This window comes from Streptomyces longispororuber (assembly GCF_024448165.1).
In the GTDB taxonomy this organism is placed as follows: domain Bacteria; phylum Actinomycetota; class Actinomycetes; order Streptomycetales; family Streptomycetaceae; genus Streptomyces; species Streptomyces longispororuber_A.
The window spans coordinates 1-17,288 of record NZ_JAMOLN010000037.1 but is presented as its reverse complement, the minus strand read 5'-3'; the positions used below and the strand labels follow the sequence as shown (position 1 = coordinate 17,288).

The window sequence follows — 17,288 nt, the reverse complement described above, 5'->3', positions numbered from 1 at the left end:
CTGCGGTTCAAAGACGTACGGAACGTGCTCGGTGGTTCAGGGAATCCGGGGTCAGTAGACGTGCACCCCGTACGCGCTGAGCGCCTCGGTGACCGGCTGGAAGAAGGTCGTGCCGCCGGAGGTGCAGTTGCCGCTGCCGCCGGAGGTGAGGCCGTAGGCGGTGCTGCCGCCGTACAGCGGCCCGCCGGAGTCGCCGGGCTCGGCGCAGACCGTGGTCTGGATGAGGCCGGAGACGATGTCGCCGCCGCCGTAGTTCACGGTGGCGTTGAGGGCGGTGACCCGGCCGCTGTGGATGCCGGTGGTGGAACCGCGCCGGGTGACGGTGGTGCCGACGGACGGCGTGGCCGCGCCCGTGATGTCCACGCTGCCGACGGTGCCGGACTTGGTCACCGAGCTGTTGGTGTAGCGCACGATGCCGTAGTCGTTGCCGGGGAAGCTGGATCCCGCGGTGGAACCGAGCGTCGTCGTGTGCCCGGAGTTGGACCACCAGGTGCCCGCGCCGTCGGTGCAGTGACCGGCGGTCAGGAAGTAGTAGTTCCCGCTGCTGTCCTGAACGTTGAAGCCGAGCGAGCAGCGCCAGCTACTCGCATAGATGGCGTCGCCGCCGGAGATCAGCTTCTTGAACGTGCCGGCCGTGCGCTTGATCTTGAGGGCGCCCGCGGTGTCGCCGGCCTCCTTCTTGATCTGGTTGATCTCGGCCTGCGAGACCGTGCTGTCGACGGTGACGACGACCTGCTTGGTCTTGGCGTCGACGGCCCATGCGGTACCGGCGACGTCGGCGCCGCGCACCGCGTCACTGGTCTGCGTGAGTTCGGCGGCGCTGAAGGCCTGGGGTGCCTCGGCCGCGTGGGCGGAGGGGACGGCGAACGCGGCCGCGGCAAGGAAGCCGGAGCCCGCGGCGATCAGCCGGGTCCGTCTCGCTATGCCACTGCGGGGGGTGGTGCGCTTGATCCTCACTGGTCGTTCCTCCCGAGGGAAGTCGGGGGCCCGCGTGGGGTCGGGGCCCGTGAGGCGCAGCCAGGACACCGGCCGTGGTCCGGATTACGGACACGCCGTGGCCCTGACAAGCGCTGCTCGGGAGTATTCGGGGTCTCAACTACTCGGCACAAGAGTGCCTTTCAGACTTCCGCCGGTTCTCCGCATACACGACGGCATGCCCCGACGGCTTCACTCGTACGTTCCGTACGCAGTGCCACGCCGCCGGGGCCGTCGCTGTCCGTGCTCCGTCCGTCAGACGGATGAGGGCGCCGCGAGGTTCCGCTCCCCCGCCTCGACGCCCACGGGGAGCGTGTTGCCCGGGGGCGGGAAGGGGCAGATGAAGTGGTCGGCGAAGGCGCAGTTGGGCAGGACCGCGCGATTCAGGTCGACGGTGGTGCGGCCGTCCTCGTCCGGTGCGTCCGGGTAGAGGAAGCGGAACCGGTAACTGGTGTTGCCGCTGGTCGCGTCGGCGAAGACGGCCCACAGCCGGCCGTCGCCCAGCCGCGCGACCTGGAGAGTGTGCTTCTGCCCGTCGAGGGTGAAGGTCAGCTCTCCGGCGAGCCCGAGGCCGCGCTCCTTCCCGTCGGCGTTCTCGACCCGGACCTCGCGCGCGTCGGCGTAGGGCGTGAAGCGGCCCTCGACCGTCCAGCGCGGGTCGTACGGGGTGGCGTCGATGCCGGCGGACGCCAGGAACGCGGTGCGGGCGGGCGCGGCGGGGTCGAAGTCGCGCACGGCCCAGAGTCCTTCGCGCCGGATGACGACGAGCCGGCGCTCGCCGATCGTGACGCCCGCGTCGGCCGCGAGCCGGGATTCCTGGCCGTCCAGGGTGTGCACCACCGCGTCGCCGTCGGCACGCCACTGCCCGGGGATGGCCGGAAGTCGGCCCTCCGGATGGTCGTCGAGCCAGTGGGTGCCGGTGAGCGAGAGCACCCCGTGTGGGGCGGAGACGGCGGCGGTCCGGTCCTCGTGCCACTGTTTCCAGAGGTCTGCGGCGTCGGTCATGCGGTGAGCGTCCTTTCCGGCGTACGGAGTCCCAGGTGGGAGCGCAGGGTGTCGCCTTCGTATTCCGTGCGGAACGCGCCCCGCTCCTGGAGCAGCGGCACGACCTGGTCGACGAAGTCGTCGAGGCCCCCGGGGGTCAGGTGCGGTACGAGGATGAAGCCGTCGGCGGCGTCGCCCTGCACGAACGCGTCCATCTCGGCGGCGACCGTGCGGGCCGTGCCGATGAACGACTGGCGGCTGGTCGTCTCGATGACGGTCTGCCGGATGGACAGGCCCTTGGCCCGGGACAGCTCCCGCCACTTCTCGGCCAGCGCGAACACATCGCCGCGGTGGGTGCGTCCCTGGGAGAGGCCGGTGTCGGGCACCGGGTCGATGTCGGGGAGCGGCCCGTCGGGGTCGTAGGAGGACAGGTCCACGCCCCACACCTGCTCCAGGGTGAGGATCGCGTTCTGCGGGGAGACCTGCTGCCGGCGGATCCCGGCGGCCTTCTCCTGCGCCTCGGCGTCGGTGTCGCCGAGCACGAACGTCACGCCCGGCATGATCAGCAGGTCCTCCGGCTCCCGCCCGTGCGCGGCGAGCCGTCCCTTCACGTCGGCGTAGAAGGCGCGTCCGGCCTCCAGGGTGCCGTGCCGGGTGAAGATGACGTCGGCGGCGGCCGCGGCGAACTCGCGGCCCTCGGCGGAGTCCCCGGCCTGGATGACGACGGGGTGGCCCTGGGGCGGGGTCGGCACTCCGGCGTCGCCCTCGATGGTGAAGTGCCGCCCGTGATGGCGGACCGGACGCCCGGTCCCGGCGTCCCACAACTGACGTGCCACGTCGACGAACTCGGCGGCCCGGGTGTACCGGTCGGCGCGGTCGAGATAGCCGCCGCGCCGGAAGTTCTCGCCGGTGAAGGCGTCGGAGGAGGTCACCACGTTCCAGGCGGCCCGGCCGCCGCTGAGGTGGTCGAGGGAGGCGAAGCGGCGGGCGGTCTCGTAGGGCTCGTTGAAGGTGGCGTTGACGGTGGCGGCGAGCCCCAGCTTCTCGGTGACGGCGGCCAGGGCGTTCAGGACGGTGAGGGACTCCGGGCGGCCGACGACGTCCAGGTCGTGGACGCGTCCCTTGTGCTCGCGCAGGCGGAGCCCTTCGGCGAGGAAGAAGAAGTCGAAGAGGCCGCGTTCGGCGGTGCGGGCGAGGTGCTCGAAGGACGTGAAGTCGATCTGCGAGCCGGACCCGGGGTCGGTCCAGACGGTGGTGTTGTTGACGCCCGGGAAGTGGGCGGCCAGGTGAATGGCCTTACGGCTGGGCAGAGTTGAGGTCATGACGACTCCTGCGCGAGGGCCGCGAACTGGTTGGCGGGCCGGGCAAGGTCCAGGTGCTCCCTGAGGGTGCTGCCCGGGTAGAACGTGCGGAACAGGGCGCGGTGCTGGAGCAGCGGCACGGTCCCGTTGACCAGGCGCTCCAGGTCGCGGCGCGGATCGAGCGGGGTCAGGTGGAAACCGTCGGCGGCGCCCCGGCGGTGCCAGTCGGTGATCAGGTCGGCGAGGTCGACGGGCCCGCCGCGGTACAGCGGCCCCTCCTCCGTGGGCAGCGGGCCGCCGCCGTGGCCGGGGCGGGCGGTCCGTTCGCCGCCGCCGAGGTCGATCCGGAGCGCGGCGAGCACCCGCAGCTCGTCGGGGTCGCGGCCGTGCTCGGCGGCGCGGCGCCGCAACCCGGCGCGGGCGGTGGCCAGTTGGCCGGGGTCCGCGATGCCGACGAGGGCGACGTCGGCGTGCCGGGCCGCGACGTCGTAGGCGTACGGGCGGGTGGCGTCCACCACGACGACGGGGTTGCCCTGCGGCGGCCGCGGCACGATGGAGGGGCCGCGCACCGAGAACGTCCGTCCCTCGAAGTCGACGTGGTGCAGTTTGTCGCGGTCGACGAACCGGCCGGTGGCGACGTCCCTGATCTCGGCGCCGTCCTCCCAGCTGTCCCACAACTTCCGTGCCACGTCAGCCACTTCACCGGCCTCGTGCCACAGGTCGGCGGGTGCGGGCGGCTGCCGGCGGCCGACCAGGGCGGCTTCGTCGTCGCCGGGCGAGACGTCGGGCCGCCAGCCGGCCCGCCCCCGGCTCACCCAGTCGAGGGTGGCGACGGCGGCCTGCACGTGGAAGGGCTCGGTGTGGGTGGTGGTGACGGTCGGCACCAGGCCGATGCGGGAGGTGGCCGGGGCGATCCTGGACAGCACGGAGAGGCTGTCGGGGCCCGCCGCGGCGAAGGTGTCGTGCAGCGTGACGAAGTCGAGCGCCCCGTGCTCCGCGAGGCGGACGAGCCGGAGGTACGGCTCGGCGTCGAGGGTGCCGGCGAGGTCGACGGCCGCGGCGAGGTGCAGCAGGCCCCGGCCGGGTTGGCTGGTCATGGGTGGGGAACCTTTCGGCGGATCGGGCGCGGGACGGACATCCCGCGCCGAGGGCGGACGGTCAGGGCTTCGGCAGGCCCTCGGGGTTGATCTCGGACTTCGGCACGGCCTCGCTCGACAGGCCCCAGCGCTTCAGGACCCGCCCGTACGACCCGTCCTCGATGACGTGGTTGAGGGCGGCGGCGTACGCGTCGACGAGCCCGCTGTCCTTCTTCGTGGTCGCCGCGATCTTGCCCTGCACGTCGTCCCCGCCCCCGGAGATGGTGCCGATGATCTGCGACTGTCCCGCGGCCGCGACGTGGTAGGCGGCGGACGGGTTCGGGCCGAGGTAGGCGTCGATGCGCCCGGACTGGAGGGCGAGGTAGTAGTCCGTGTCCTTCTGGAAGTACTTGATGGTGACGGGCTTCAGACCGGCCTTCTCGTCCTGCTTGCTCCAGTCGACGAGGATCTTCTCCTGGTTGGTGCCGGAGGAGACGGCGATGGTCTTGCCCGCGACGTCCTTGGGCTCCTTGACCCGCCAGCTGGTGCCCTTCTTCGCCTCGAACGCGATGTCGTCGAGACGGTAGGTGGCGAAGTCGTACTTCTCCTTGCGCTCCTCGGTCACCGTCACGTTGGAGAACACCGCGTCGAACTTGCCGCTGTCGAGGCCGACGAAGAGGTTCTCCCAACTCACCAGTTCCTGCTGAATCTTGAGGCCGAGGGTGTCGGCGACCAGGGTGGCGATGTCGAGTTCGGAGCCGATCCGGGTCTTGTCGTCGGTCGCGAAGAAGCCGAGCGGTGGCGAGGCGTCCGCGCTGCCGCCGAGGCGCAGCGTGCCGCGCTTGCGGACGGAGGCCGGCAGCAGCGCCGCGATCTCGTCGACCTTCTGGCCGCGGACGCGGTTCTGGTCGGGACCGATGTTGATGTTGCCGACCTTCTTCGTGCCGCCGGCCCTGCCGGTGGTCGTGGCGGCGTCGCTGTCACCTCCGCAGGCGGCGAGCAGCGGGGCCACGGCGAGCGCGGCGACGGAGGCGGCGAGGGTGCGGCGGGACAGCATGGGCGTACTCCTGGAGTGCGTGGGTGGCAGGTGGTGAGCGGTGAGTGGTGAGTGGTGAGTGGTGAGTGGTGAGTGGTGAGAGCGTCAGAGGACCTTGGACAGGAACGCCCTGGTGCGTTCCTCGCGCGGGGCGTCCAGGACCTCGGCGGGGGTGCCGCGTTCGACGATGCGGCCCTCGTCCATGAACACGACGGTGTCGGCGACCTCGCGGGCGAAGCCGATCTCGTGCGTGACGACGATCATCGTGGTGCCCTGGTGCGCCAGGTCCTTGATGACGTCGAGCACCTCGCCGACCAGTTCGGGGTCGAGCGCGGAGGTCGGCTCGTCGAACAGCAGCAGCTTGGGTTCCAGGGCGAGGGCCCGGGCGATGGCGACGCGCTGCTGCTGGCCGCCGGAGAGCTGCTTGGGGTAGGCGTCGGCCTTGTCGGCGAGCCCGACCCGGTCCAGGAGGCGGCGGGCGGTCGCCGCCACCTGGTCACGGGGCCGCTTGAGTGCGGAGAGCGGCGCCTCGGTGACGTTCTCCAGGACCGTCAGGTGCGGGAAGAGGTTGAAGTTCTGGAAGACGAAGCCGATCTGGGTGCGCTGCCTGAGCACCTCGCGTTCGCGCAGCTCGTACAGCTTGTCCCCGGAGCGGCGGTAGCCGACCAGGGATCCGTCGACGCTGATCCAGCCGCTGTCGACCTTCTCCAGGTGGTTGATGGTGCGCAGCAGCGTCGACTTGCCGGAGCCGGACGGGCCGAGGACGACGGTCACCTCGCCGGCCTGCACGTCGAGGTCGATGCCGCGCAGCACCTCCAGCGGTCCGAAGCTCTTGCGGACGGACTTCACTTCCACCATGGCGGACGCGCTCATCGGGTGGCACCTTTCGCGAAGTGGCGCTCGACGTAGTGCTGCAGTACGGAGAGCGCGCTGGTCAGGAGGATGTACCAGGCGGTGGCGACCATCAGCAGGGGCACCACGCGGCCGTTGCGGCCGTAGATGACCTGCACCTGGTAGAAGAGCTCGCCGATCGCCATGACGGAGACGATCGAGGTGCCCTTGAAGAGGGAGATGACCTCGTTGGCGGCGTTCGGCAGGATCGACCGCATCGCCTGCGGCAGGACGATGCGGCGGATCTGCCGCAGGCGCGGGATCCCGAGGGCGGCCGCCGCCTCCAACTGGCCGCTGTCGACGGCGAGTACGCCGGCGCGGACGATCTCGGCGGCGTACGCGGCCTGGTGCAGGGCGAGCCCGAGGACGGCGGCGCTCATCGCGCCGACCAGGCCCATCGTGTCGAAGGAGAAGAAGCCGGGCCCGAAGGGGATCCCGAACTGCAGCTCCTTGTACAGGTAGGCGAGGTTGAACCAGAACAGCAGTTGCACGATCAGCGGGATCGAGCGGAACGCCCAGATGTAGCCGAACGCCACGGTCCGCAGGAACCGGCTCTGCGACAGCCTCATGAAGGCGAGGACGATGCCGAGCGCGAAGCCGAGGGCGGTGCCGTAGAAGGTGAGCTGGAGCGTCGTCCAGACGGCCTTGAGGACGACGTCCGCGGTGAAGAACTCCGCGAACACCTCCCATTCCCAGCCGGAGTTGGTGGCCAGGCCGTGGGCGAACTGGGCAACGAGGACGGCGGTCGCGACGATCGCGGCCCAGCGCCAGGGGTGGCGTACGGGGACGACCTTGAGCTGCGCGTAGTCGTCGGCGGGCGGCGCCTCGGCGGTCTTGCCGCGGGGTGGATCGGTGGTCAGAGACATAGGGGTCCTCGGGAAGGTGCGGGCGGGGAACGCTCAGGCGGCGGTGGCGCGACAGGACAGGTCGCGCAGGAGGGCGAGGACCGCTCGCGCGGTGGCGTCGTTCTGCCGGAACGACGGGCTGTTCGTACGGGGCCGGGTGAAGGCACCGGCGCCGCGCGCGTCGGTGTGCGGGCCGAGGGCGAAGCGGCGCGGGTGGGCGCTGCCGTCGCGGTGCAGGATCCGGCCGTCGGCGGGGTCGACGGCGAGGAGTCCGGCCGGGGTCGAGGCGGCGCCCTCGTCGTGGAGTTCGCGCAGCAGCTGGTCCCGGGTGCGGGCGAGGGTGGGCTGCGGGAGCCGGGCCTCGACGAGTGCGCGGGCGTCGGTGCGCAGGCCGGGGACCGTGGCGGAGGTGGCCCGGAAGACGCCGTCCTCGGCGGTGATCCGCAGGTCGGCGCCGACGAACCTGACCACGCCCGCCCGGGACAGGGCGAGCAGTTGGCGCAGCCGGGGTCCGGGCGGCCCGGAGGCGAGGTAGCTGAAGAAGCCGTGCCACCAGGCGCCGATGTCGCCGAGCCGCACGACCTGCCCGTACACGGAGAGCAGGCCGAGAAAGACGGCGAGGTCGGGGCTGCGCTCCGGGTCGTGCCGGCGCTCCAGGTCGGCGGTGATGTGGCCGCGCAGTCCTTCCTGGAGCTCCTCGTACGAGGCGTGCCGCACGCCGTCGAGGGGGTGGTCGAGGGCGGTCAGGTCGAGCCGGTCGGCGGGGTCGGGGACGGCGGCGGCGACGAGCGCCCGCAGTTCGGCGCCGAGCGGGGCCGCGGCGGCGTACTTCGCCTCGAAGACGTCCCAGGCGACGCGGGTCCGCTCCGGGTGCGCGGTGAACAGCCGGTGGTAGTGGGCGAATCCGAGCTCCTTGTCGATGAGCGGCCACACGTCGCGGCGGAAGTCGAACCCGTCGTCCCGGGCGAGGAGTTCGTCGATCTGGGCGGGGCCGAGGAAGCGCGGCAGCGGCGGCCGCTCCCCCGCTCCGGCGTCCCAGTCGTAGCCGATCTTGGACCGGTACGGCACGCCCCTGCGCGATCCCACGTGCAGGACGGGCTCGCGTCCCGAGGGGAGGTACCGGTCGCCTTCGTAGCGCCCGCCGCGCCCTTCCGTGAGCAGCACCATCAGGTCGACGAAGGCGAGTCCGAAACCGCGGACGAGCACGTCCTGGCCGGGGGCGAGCGCGCTCAGGTCGCTGTCGGCGGTGAAGTCCGGCGGCAGGTGCACGAGCCCGTGCCGCTCGGCGTACGCGGACAACTCCTGCTGCTCCTCGTCGAGTTCGGCGTCGAGGTGGCCCTGGGTGAGCACGACGGCATCGGCGAGCAGGGGGCGCGGGCGGCCCTCCAGCCACACCTGCTGGCGTCCGCCGCGCGGCCCGGACAGGCGCAGCGCGCGCCGTGCGTGGTGGTGGACGACGACCCCGGCGGGCAGGCCCGCGACGGCCTTCTCGTACACCCAGCGCAGATAGTCGCCCTGGCTGCGCCGGTCGGCGAAGACCCGCCCGTCGATGCCGGCCCATTCGTGCAGGGCGGGCCCGGGCAGCACGGGACCGCCGAGCTGCACGGTGTCGTCGGTGAACATGGTGACGTCCTGAGCCTGCGAGTTCATCCACAGCAGGGGCGACTGCTCCTGTCGCCAGATCCGCCCGCCGCCGGGCGGGAACGGATCGACGAGATGCACGTCGAGCGCCAACTCGCCGCCCAGGTCAGGGCTGTTGGCGGCGATCCGCTCCAGGACACCGGTCCCCCGCGGCCCGGCGCCGACGATGACGAGGGACTGCCGCACGCCGCTCATCGGCCGGTCCCTCGCGCGTAGTGGCGCTCGACGTAGTGCTGGCCGACGCTGAGCAGCGAGGTGACGACGACGTACCAGATGGTGGCGACGAGGAGGAGCGGGATGACCTGGTACGTGCGGTGGTACACGAGCTGCACCGAGTACAGCAGGTCCTGGACGGCGATGACGCTGACGATGGAGGTGCCCTTGAGGGTGCCGATCAGCATGTTCCCGGCGGGCGGCACGATCGCGCGCATGGCCTGCGGCAGGACGATCTTCCGCCAGCGCCGGTGGCGGCCGAGCCCGAGCGCCTGGGCGGCCTCGATCTGGCCGCGGTCGACGGAGAGGATGCCGCCGCGCACGACCTCGGCGGCGTACGCGGCCTCGTGCAGGGTGAGCCCGATGATGGCGACGGTGACGGGCCCGAACAGGTCGACGGTCTTCACGCCGAGGATCTGCGGGTACAGGGCGCCGATGTTGAACCAGAACAGCAGCTGCACCAGGATCGGCATCGACCGGAACAGCCACACATAGCCCCAACTCACCGCCTGGAGCACGGGGTTGGCGGACAGCCGCATGACGGCGAGCAGCGTGCCGAGGGCGAAGCCGAGCGCCATGACGAGGGCGGTCAGCCACAGCGTGAGGCCGAGCCCGCGCAGCACGGACGACGTGGTGAAGTATTCGGCGACGACGTCCCACTGGAACGCGTCGTTGCGCAGCACCGAGTTCACGGCGAGGCCGAGCAGGGCGAGGACGACGGCGGCGGCGATCCACTGGCCGGTGCGGCGCTGCGGGACGATGCGCGGCACGTCGGCGGCCGCGGGCGGCGCCGGGGCTGCGGCCTTGGACAGGGTGTCTGAGGACATGGGAAGGCTCCGGGTGCCGGACGGGCGGCACGGTCTTGCCTTCACACCTGGTACCGGAGCCCCTCAGCAGCGGTACCGCACCGAGAGTAAGGGGCTGTTCACGTCCACTGTCAAGGCTGTCCACACTATGGGCATTGCGTCTCAAGTGAGTTGACGCCGAACCGGATGCCTGTTCCACTTGCTCCCATGCATCCGCAGCAGTGGCTGGTCACGCGCTCCCACATCGACTTCGGTCGAGTGTGGTCCGCGTCTTGTTGATGCCCTTCCGACGCCTCTGAGCGCGTCCCCTTTCTGCCTGATTCCTGTCTGACTCTGCCTGAGCCCTCGCCGCTCTCCTTCACGCGTCCCGGTACGCACCCGTCCGCGTACCCTCCCGCGCCTTCACCCTGCTGCACCCTCCCCTCGCCGTGCCCCCTCTCCATGCTCCGGCCTGCCGTGTGCTCGCCGTCTCCGAAGGGCAGAACTCCCCGCCATGCGCACCACTTCCCTGACTTCCGCGTTCGCGCTGATCACCGTCGCCGCCCTGGGACTGACCGCCTGCGGCTCCGGCGACGGCGCGAGCGACGCGGCGCCCGCCGCCGCGAAGAACGACAAGATCCCGACCCAGGACGTGGTGTCGGGCCTGACGAAGGACCCCGCGGCGGCGAAGCTGCTGCCCGCCGGCGTGCGCGAGCGCGGCCGTCTCAAGATCGCGGTGAGCGTCGGCGGCAACCCGCCCAACTCCACGTACCTGCCCGACGGAAAGACCATCGTCGGCCAGGACATCGACTTCGCGAACGCCGTCGGCAAGGTCCTCGGCATCGAGCTCGACCAGGAGGTCGCGAGCTTCGAGGCGATCCTGCCCGCCCTGGACAGCGGCAAGTACGACCTGGGCACCGGCAACTTCGGCGTGACCGACGAACGCCGCAGGACCATCGACTTCGTCACGTACATCAACGACGGCCAGGGCTTCGCCGTCCGCAAGGACAGCGACCTGAAGAAGGTCACCGACCTGAAGCAGCTGTGCGGCCTGAACGTGGCGACCGGCGCGGGCACGACCTTCGAGGCGACCCTCGAACAGAACAAGGGGATCTGCGAGAAGGCGGGCGAGAAGGCGTACGACGTAAAGACGTACGCCGAGTCGAGCGCGGTCTGGTCGTCGTTGCAGCAGGGCCGCTCCGACGTGGTGATGAGCACGATCAACGGCCTGCGCTACGCCGTCGCGCAGCAGGAGGGCCTGCGCTTCCTCAACGAGTTCCACCGCCTGGACGTCGGTTTCGCCTTCAAGAAGGGCACGCCCTTGGCTCCCGCGTTCCGGGCAGCGGTGAACAAGCTGATCGCGGACGGTACGTACGCCAGGATCCTGAAGAAGTGGGGAACGACTCCGTCGGCGATCGCGAAGTCCCGGATCTCGCCGCCCGAGATCAAGGACTGAGGGAGCGGCGCCCCTGAAGGCAGCGGCGAAGCCGCAGGCCTCCAGGGGCGCGGGGAACGGCGCGAGAAGCCCCACCGGCCCGCGGCCGCCCGTGCTCAAGGACCCCTACGGCGACACGGCGACCCGCCGGCGCCGGGACCGCACCCCGATCACCTGGTCCATGAGCGCGCCCAGGACATCCCGCACCGAGCCGCGCGCACGCGCATCGCACTCGACGACCGGCACCCCGTCCCCGATCCCCAACGCCTCCCGGATCTCGTCGAGTTCGAACCGCTCCGCCCCGTCGAACCGGTTCACGGCGAGCACGAACGGCGCCCCCTGCGCCTCGAAGTAGTCGAGCGCGGGAAAGCACTCCTCGATGCGCCGCGTGTCGACGAGCACCACCGTGCCGAGCGCCCCCTCCACCAGGTCGTCCCAGAGGAACGAGAACCGGTCCTGCCCGGGCGTACCGAACAGATACAGCGCGAGCGTCGGATCGAGCGTGATCCGCCCGAAGTCCAGCGCGACGGTCGTGGTCGTCTTGCCCTCCACCCCGTCGAGCGAGTCGACCCCCACCGAGACCTGCGTGATCGCGGCCTCCGTGTCCAGCGGTTCGATCTCCGAGACCGCCCCGATGAAGGTGGTCTTGCCGACCCCGAGCCCGCCGCTGATCACGATCTTCACCGCGAGCGGGGCGACCCGTTCAGAGCGCCCTGACATGGTCCCTGATCCTTTCGAGCGTGTGGAGCGGCAGCTCCGCGGGTTGCGAACACGACAGCCGGCCGCCCACGACGAGATCGGCGACGAGCACCTTGGCGACACCGAGCGGCACCCCGATCCCCTCGGCGATGTGCGCGACGGTGGTGGGTTCCTGGCACAGCGCCACGATCCGCTGGTGCTCGAACGCGAGGGTCCCCGCGTCCGGTGCGCCCTCCACGGCGACGACGAGCGTCTCCAGGCGCAGATCGGCCTGCGCGGGCAGCGCGCGCCCGCCGGTGATGATGAACGGACGCACGAACTGGGTGTCCGCGGTGTCCTCCGGTTCCGACGAAGGCCCCTTCATCGCGGCAGCGTCTCGCGGAGATCGGCGATGAGCGTGGGCGTGAGCAGGTCGCCCGCGCGCTCGGCGAGCACGGCCATCTCGTAGCCCACGAGCCCGAGTTCACCGCTGCTGTCGGCGAGCACGCCGAGGCAGGAGCCGTCGCGCATGGCGGAGACGAGCAGGAAGCCGCGGCCCATCTCGATCATGATGAGCTTCACGCCGTCGAAGCCGTACCGCTTGGAGGCGCTGCGGGCGAGGCTGGAGAGTCCCGACACGATGGCGGCCAGATGGTCCGCCTCGGTCCGCCCGAGCCCGTCCGACACGGCGATGAGCAGGCCGTCCGAGGAGACGGCGACGGCGTCGCGCACGCCGTCCGTGGTGCGCACGAAGTTGGCGAGCAGCCAGTTGAAGGTCTGCGAGTCGCCCCGGGTGTCGACGGTGGTCACTGGTCGTCCTGCCCTTCACCGGTCTCCTGCCGGGCGGCCGTCGCGGCGGCCCGTTCCTTCTCCACGCTGATGGCGCCGCGCATATGGGCGCTGCGCAGGCCGGACAGCATCCCGGAGACGTCCTCGGGGCTGCGCTCGACGACGGGACCGGCGGGTGCGGGCGGGGCGGTCTCGTTGACGGCCTTCGAGATGGCGCTGCGCTGGGGTCGCTTGACGAGCCCGTTGCGGGTGCGGGCGGCGGACGGGGCGGCGGCCCTGGCCGGTTCGGTGCGCACCGGCGCCGGCGCCTGCTCCTTGCGTGGCGCGGGCAGCTCGGCCTCGGCCTTCTCCCCCGGCTCCGGCTTCACCGGCCCGGTCGGCTGTGACGGCGACGTCGACGGTGAAGGCTGCGTCGACGGTGAAGGCGCCGTCGGTTGTGACGACTGCGCGGCCGGTTCGGTGAGCAGTCCGGACGGGATCAGCACCCGGGCCACGACTCCGGCGGCCGGCGCCTCACCGAGCCGTACCTCGATCCCGCACTTGCGGGCGAGCGCGCCGACCACGAAGTGGCCGAGGAACTTCGTGGGTTCGGCCATGAAGCTGGCGCTGCCGGAGAGCCGCAGGTTGGCCTCGGCGAGGGCCTGGGTGCCCATGCCGAACCCGTGGTCGACGATGGCGACGAGGTAGCCCGCGCTGGTCCGCCGCCCCTCCACCTCCACGTCGGAGTCCGGGGACGAGAAGCTGAGCGCGTTCTCCACCAACTCGGCCAGCAGGTGGGCGAGTTCGGCGACGACGGAGCCGCTGACGTGCGCGGGCTCGACCCGCCGCAGCGTGACTCGCCGGTACTCCTCGACCTCGGAGAGCGAGGCGCGCAGCACATCGGTCACGGACAGGGGCGTCGACCAGGTGCGCGGGCTGGACTCGCCCGCCAGCACCAGGAGCGACTCGGCGTTGCGGCGCATGCGGGTGGCCAGATGGTCGAGCTCGAAGAGGTTGGCGAGGGTGTCCGGGTCCGCGTCCTCGTGCTCCAGCTTGTTGATGAAGCTGATCTGCCGGCGCACCAGGTTCTGGTTGCGGCGGCCGAGGCTGACCAGGGACTCGGTGGCGTTCCTGCGCAGGACGGCCTGCTCGGTGGCGAGGTCGAACGCGGCGCGCTGCACCCGGTCGAAGGCGTCGGCCACGTCCCGCACCTCGGCCCCGGCCCGCGGGTCGAGGGCGAGCGGGGCGGGCGGCTCGGGCGTCTCGCCCGCGGCGGCCTGCACCGCGGCGACGGCCTGCGGCAGCCGTGCCCCGGCCACCTCGCGGGCCTCCTCCGCGAGCCCGCTGAGCGGCGCGGACACGGACCGTACGCAGTCGTGGGCGAGGGCCCCGAGCGCACCGACCACGGCGAGCGCGAGCAGGGCGAACAGGAGGAGGTCGCGCTGCGCGGCGCCCTCCAGCTCCGCGGCGCGGTTCTCGACGTCGGCGCCGATCGAGATCTGTACGTCGCGCAGGCCGTTGATGGTCGACGTCATCGTCTCCCACCAGGCCATGGGCGGCACGTCACGGGCGCTGAGCCGGCCCGCGCCGCGCGCGGCGGTCGACTCGTACGTCAGGGCGCGCTCGGCGTCCGGGGTGTCGAGCGCGTCGCCGAGCCGCCGCCGCTGGGCGTCGGTCGCGGTGCGCGGGAACGCGTCGAGCGCGGCGAGCCGTCCCGCCCTGATCTCCATGAAGCGGCTGTAGCCGTCGCCGCGGAAGCGCCCTCCGGCGCGCACGGAGCCGAGCACGATGGCCCGCTCCTCGCCCAGGAACTCCTTGGCGTTGCCGAGGACCTGGAGGCTCTGGTACGCGTCGCGCAGCCGCCCGTCGCGGACGTCGTCGAGGCCGAGCCCGAGCCGGTCGAGCACGGTGATGGTGCTGGTGAAGTAGTCGAAGGTGGCCTGCACCTGGCCGGTGCCGTCGTCCGCGCCCGTGCGGATCCCGGCGAGTCCGCGGAGCCGTCCGAGCGCGTCGCGCACGGTTGCGGCGGCGTCGTCGCCGCGCCCGGCGAGCGCGTCGTCGAGGGCGCCGCGAGCGGCGTCGGTCGCCTTGCGCTGGGCGGGCAGCAGGGCGCCGAACTGGCCGACGCCGCCGACGTATCCGGTGGTGAGCCCGCGCTCCTTCTGCAACTCGTGGACGAGTCCCTGGAGCGTGATCTCCAGGCGGGCGTCGGCGGCGGTGGCGGAGGCGTTGCGGTAGTCGGAGATCTGTCCGGCGGCGAACACACCGAGCAGGGCGAGCAGCACGGCGAGGGCGAGTCCGAGGATGCGCAGCAACCGGGTCCGGATGGTTCTGGTCTTCGCTGGTCCGCCGGTGACGGCGGCCGTCACGGACGAAGTGACTGAGGATACGAGGTCCACTGAAAAGCCTTATGCAGAGGGCGAGTTGGCGGAGCAGAAACGGTGCGTCTGCGCCCGGCCAACGAGCCCTCTCCGACCCGGGTCACCGGATCATGTGTTTGTTTTACACCCCGGAAACGGCCCCGCCGAAGCCGCGCAGGTGACCCCGCACCGCCCGCTCGGGCCCGCCGCTCCTCGTATACAGGGCCAGCGCCTCACAGACCGCAGTCGCAGCACGAACAGCACTCGCAGCACGAGCACGCCTCGCAGCACGAGCAGTCGCAGTTGCAGTCCCCCACGTTGCAGCACCCCTCGCGCTTCTTCCGCGACCAGGGCCCCTCGAACTCGTCGGCGCAGCACACCTTGCACGTACAACAGAGCCCGATCGCCACGGCACACCCGGCGAAGAACCCCCGCTTGCCCGGCTTGGGCGGCTGGAAGGACGGTCCGCCCCCGAACCCACCGGGACCGCCGGGCCCACCGGGACCGCCGGGCCCACCGGGACCGCCGGGCCCGCCCGGAGCGCCCCCGCCGTAAGGATTGTTGGACCCGTACGCGCCCGACCCGGTCGGCGCATAGGGACTGCCCGGCGCCCCCGTCGGCACCCAGCCGTCCTGTCCGTGCCCGGACCCGGACCCCGGCCCGCCCGCGTGCGCACACACCGCACCCCCGAACGCCCGGTCCACCGACCGCCCCACCTCGTGCGCGAGCAGCAGATGCGCCAGCTTCCCGTCCACGAAGTCGACCTCGCGCAGCGCGAGCCGGATCCCGTGCACCGCGTCGTCGGCGAGCCGGCGCGCCTCGACGAGGCCGGTCCCGGTCGCGGTCAGTGGATTCCACGCCCCGGCCGCGGCGTCGGCGTCCCGGTCCTCCACGGCGTCCAGCAGATGTGCGAGCCGGCCGAACAGCCGCCCCGCCTCCGCCAGCGGTTCGGCGTTGTGCGGCCGCCCGGCGAGCACGGCGGTGTGCGCGAACGCGGCGGCGGTCGCGGTCTCGGTCGGCTCGGTCACGGTGAGCACGGAGGTGCCGGGCCCGGCGAGCGCCTCGATCCCGCCCTGCCGCTCCACCGCGTCGAGCAGGACCGCCGTGTCGAACCCGACGTCAGATCCCGTCCGCGCACCGGCCCTTCCCCAGCCGGCGGCCACCTTGCGCGCGGCCAGGGCGACCGGCCGGCGCGCGTACAGCCCGTCCCGGTCGTCGACGTGGTCGCGCACCTTCGCGGCGGCGAGCACCAGCGAGACGGCGGCGGCGAGCCGGGCCCCCTCGCCCTGTGCGACGGACGCGGTCCGCATCCCGCGCAGCGGGCACGGGCCGGCCTGCCGCCGCCAGGCGCCCGCTCCGGACGCGGCATCGGCCCGCTCGACCTGAGCCTCCGTCAGAACCGAGATGAGCAGACCGTCATAGTTCGTGACGACCCGGGCGAACTGCCCGTGGTCGCCGCGCAGCGCCAGACAGAGCCCGCAGAGGTGGGCCATCCACTGGGTCTTCAGACCCTCGCCGAGCCGATGACTGCAGGGCCGGACAATTCCGAACAAGGCGACTCCCCCGTGCGCCGGATGACGATGCGTCAACTGTTACGGACGGACGGGTTCACCCGTACGCACCGCGGGTCACCCGAACGCCGTGAAGAATCATATTTCACTCACTGTCAGCAGCCGTACCCCGTACAGCCCTTGGGAACGCCGGGGCAACACGGTGTTGACTGTGCACCAGTACCGTCACGAAAACCCCGCGCGGCGACTATCCACTTGGCGCCGGATCCGCATCATGGATGAACATTGGGGAGCAGGACATGCGGAACGCAGAGGAACCGCTGTGAGAGGAGGCGTCCATGGGATCGGTGCGCAAGGCGAGTGCCTGGCTTGGCCTCGTCGACGACAACGATGACGAGCGTTACTACGACGACGACTACGCCGAGGGGCCCGAGCCCGGTGACGCCTGGGTGACGGACCCGCGGGTCAAGGTGGCCGAGGACAAGGCCGAGGAGGAGGGCCGCCGGATCGGCACCGTCACCCCGGACAGCTTCCGGGACGCGCGCCGGATCGGGGAGATGTTCCGGGACGGCGTCCCGGTGATCATGAACCTCACGTCGATGGAGCCGGCCGACGCCAAGCGCGTCGTCGACTTCGCGGCGGGGCTCATCTTCGGTCTGCGCGGTTCGATCGACCGGGTCGCCAACCGGGTGTTCCTGCTGACGCCCGCGGACACCCAGATCGTGTCGGGCCGCGAGGCGAAGACGCACCCGGACGGCTTCTTCAACCAGAGCTGATCCGGAGCGGGGC

The 17,288-nt window shown here is 71.7% G+C and carries 16 protein-coding genes; 2 read left to right on the top strand and 14 right to left on the bottom strand.

The window, feature by feature from the left end; genetic code table 11:
• Positions 1–51: 51 nt before the first annotated feature.
• The 9 genes from M4J07_RS13415 to M4J07_RS13375 form a co-directional block, all read right to left on the bottom strand.
• Positions 52–957 (bottom strand): S1 family peptidase, encoded by a 906-nt coding sequence (locus M4J07_RS13415; RefSeq protein WP_255971385.1) that lies wholly within the window; start codon positions 955–957, stop codon positions 52–54.
• Between the two features lie 273 nt (positions 958–1,230).
• The gene (locus tag M4J07_RS13410) at positions 1,231–1,980 is read right to left on the bottom strand and encodes a DUF1684 domain-containing protein (protein WP_255971383.1); all 750 of its coding nucleotides are present in this window, start codon (positions 1,978–1,980) and stop codon (positions 1,231–1,233) included.
• A complete protein-coding gene (locus M4J07_RS13405) occupies positions 1,977–3,281 on the bottom strand; it encodes an LLM class flavin-dependent oxidoreductase (RefSeq protein ID WP_255971381.1) in 1,305 nt (434 codons plus the stop codon). The genes M4J07_RS13410 and M4J07_RS13405 overlap by 4 nt, the downstream gene beginning before the upstream one ends.
• Entirely contained in the window at positions 3,278–4,357 is a 1,080-nt protein-coding gene (locus tag M4J07_RS13400) for an LLM class flavin-dependent oxidoreductase (protein WP_255971379.1), read from the bottom strand. Before M4J07_RS13400 ends, M4J07_RS13405 begins: the two co-directional genes overlap by 4 nt.
• A 61-nt stretch (positions 4,358–4,418) precedes the next feature.
• Positions 4,419–5,393 (bottom strand): ABC transporter substrate-binding protein, encoded by a 975-nt coding sequence (locus M4J07_RS13395; RefSeq protein ID WP_255971377.1) that lies wholly within the window; start codon positions 5,391–5,393, stop codon positions 4,419–4,421.
• 84 nt (positions 5,394–5,477) lie between these two features.
• On the bottom strand, positions 5,478–6,245 hold the full coding sequence (locus tag M4J07_RS13390; protein ID WP_305127655.1) for an amino acid ABC transporter ATP-binding protein: 768 nt from the start codon (positions 6,243–6,245) through the stop codon (positions 5,478–5,480).
• Positions 6,242–7,129, bottom strand: coding sequence for an amino acid ABC transporter permease (locus tag M4J07_RS13385; RefSeq protein WP_255971375.1), 888 nt, complete (start codon positions 7,127–7,129; stop codon positions 6,242–6,244). The genes M4J07_RS13390 and M4J07_RS13385 overlap by 4 nt, the downstream gene beginning before the upstream one ends.
• Positions 7,130–7,162: 33 nt before the next feature.
• Complete coding sequence (locus tag M4J07_RS13380; protein ID WP_255971373.1) at positions 7,163–8,944, bottom strand: FAD/NAD(P)-binding protein; 1,782 nt, start codon at positions 8,942–8,944, stop codon at positions 7,163–7,165.
• The gene (locus tag M4J07_RS13375; protein WP_255971371.1) at positions 8,941–9,789 is read right to left on the bottom strand and encodes an amino acid ABC transporter permease; all 849 of its coding nucleotides are present in this window, start codon (positions 9,787–9,789) and stop codon (positions 8,941–8,943) included. The genes M4J07_RS13380 and M4J07_RS13375 overlap by 4 nt, the downstream gene beginning before the upstream one ends.
• A 472-nt stretch (positions 9,790–10,261) precedes the next feature.
• Between M4J07_RS13375 and M4J07_RS13370 the strand changes: the two genes are divergently transcribed.
• On the top strand, positions 10,262–11,203 hold the full coding sequence (locus M4J07_RS13370; protein ID WP_255971369.1) for an ABC transporter substrate-binding protein: 942 nt from the start codon (positions 10,262–10,264) through the stop codon (positions 11,201–11,203).
• 105 nt (positions 11,204–11,308) lie between these two features.
• Here the strand turns inward: M4J07_RS13370 and M4J07_RS13365 are convergent, their stop codons facing one another.
• From M4J07_RS13365 to M4J07_RS13345, 5 genes are all read right to left on the bottom strand, one after another.
• Complete coding sequence (locus tag M4J07_RS13365; RefSeq protein ID WP_255971367.1) at positions 11,309–11,902, bottom strand: GTP-binding protein; 594 nt, start codon at positions 11,900–11,902, stop codon at positions 11,309–11,311.
• Entirely contained in the window at positions 11,886–12,245 is a 360-nt protein-coding gene (locus M4J07_RS13360) for a DUF742 domain-containing protein (protein WP_255971365.1), read from the bottom strand. Before M4J07_RS13360 ends, M4J07_RS13365 begins: the two co-directional genes overlap by 17 nt.
• A complete protein-coding gene (locus M4J07_RS13355; protein ID WP_255971363.1) occupies positions 12,242–12,670 on the bottom strand; it encodes a roadblock/LC7 domain-containing protein in 429 nt (142 codons plus the stop codon). The genes M4J07_RS13360 and M4J07_RS13355 overlap by 4 nt, the downstream gene beginning before the upstream one ends.
• Positions 12,667–14,997, bottom strand: a complete 2,331-nt coding sequence (locus tag M4J07_RS13350) for a sensor histidine kinase (protein ID WP_255971362.1) — start codon at positions 14,995–14,997, stop codon at positions 12,667–12,669. Before M4J07_RS13350 ends, M4J07_RS13355 begins: the two co-directional genes overlap by 4 nt.
• Before the next feature lie 224 nt (positions 14,998–15,221).
• On the bottom strand, positions 15,222–16,541 hold the full coding sequence (locus M4J07_RS13345; protein ID WP_255971361.1) for a DUF5685 family protein: 1,320 nt from the start codon (positions 16,539–16,541) through the stop codon (positions 15,222–15,224).
• Between the two features lie 296 nt (positions 16,542–16,837).
• Between M4J07_RS13345 and M4J07_RS13340 the strand changes: the two genes are divergently transcribed.
• The gene (locus M4J07_RS13340; RefSeq protein WP_255971359.1) at positions 16,838–17,275 is read left to right on the top strand and encodes a cell division protein SepF; all 438 of its coding nucleotides are present in this window, start codon (positions 16,838–16,840) and stop codon (positions 17,273–17,275) included.
• Positions 17,276–17,288 lie beyond the last annotated feature (13 nt).

Coding starts and splice junctions, on each gene's coding strand:
- M4J07_RS13360 (WP_255971365.1), bottom strand. CDS start 12,245: ATGAAGGGGCCTTCGTCGGAACCGGAGGACACCGCGGACACCCAGTTC.
- M4J07_RS13400 (WP_255971379.1), bottom strand. CDS start 4,357: ATGACCAGCCAACCCGGCCGGGGCCTGCTGCACCTCGCCGCGGCCGTC.
- M4J07_RS13340 (WP_255971359.1), top strand. CDS start 16,838: ATGGGATCGGTGCGCAAGGCGAGTGCCTGGCTTGGCCTCGTCGACGAC.
- M4J07_RS13380 (WP_255971373.1), bottom strand. CDS start 8,944: ATGAGCGGCGTGCGGCAGTCCCTCGTCATCGTCGGCGCCGGGCCGCGG.
- M4J07_RS13405 (WP_255971381.1), bottom strand. CDS start 3,281: ATGACCTCAACTCTGCCCAGCCGTAAGGCCATTCACCTGGCCGCCCAC.
- M4J07_RS13395 (WP_255971377.1), bottom strand. CDS start 5,393: ATGCTGTCCCGCCGCACCCTCGCCGCCTCCGTCGCCGCGCTCGCCGTG.
- M4J07_RS13370 (WP_255971369.1), top strand. CDS start 10,262: ATGCGCACCACTTCCCTGACTTCCGCGTTCGCGCTGATCACCGTCGCC.
- M4J07_RS13390 (WP_305127655.1), bottom strand. CDS start 6,245: ATGAGCGCGTCCGCCATGGTGGAAGTGAAGTCCGTCCGCAAGAGCTTC.
- M4J07_RS13410 (WP_255971383.1), bottom strand. CDS start 1,980: ATGACCGACGCCGCAGACCTCTGGAAACAGTGGCACGAGGACCGGACC.
- M4J07_RS13375 (WP_255971371.1), bottom strand. CDS start 9,789: ATGTCCTCAGACACCCTGTCCAAGGCCGCAGCCCCGGCGCCGCCCGCG.
- M4J07_RS13365 (WP_255971367.1), bottom strand. CDS start 11,902: ATGTCAGGGCGCTCTGAACGGGTCGCCCCGCTCGCGGTGAAGATCGTG.
- M4J07_RS13385 (WP_255971375.1), bottom strand. CDS start 7,129: ATGTCTCTGACCACCGATCCACCCCGCGGCAAGACCGCCGAGGCGCCG.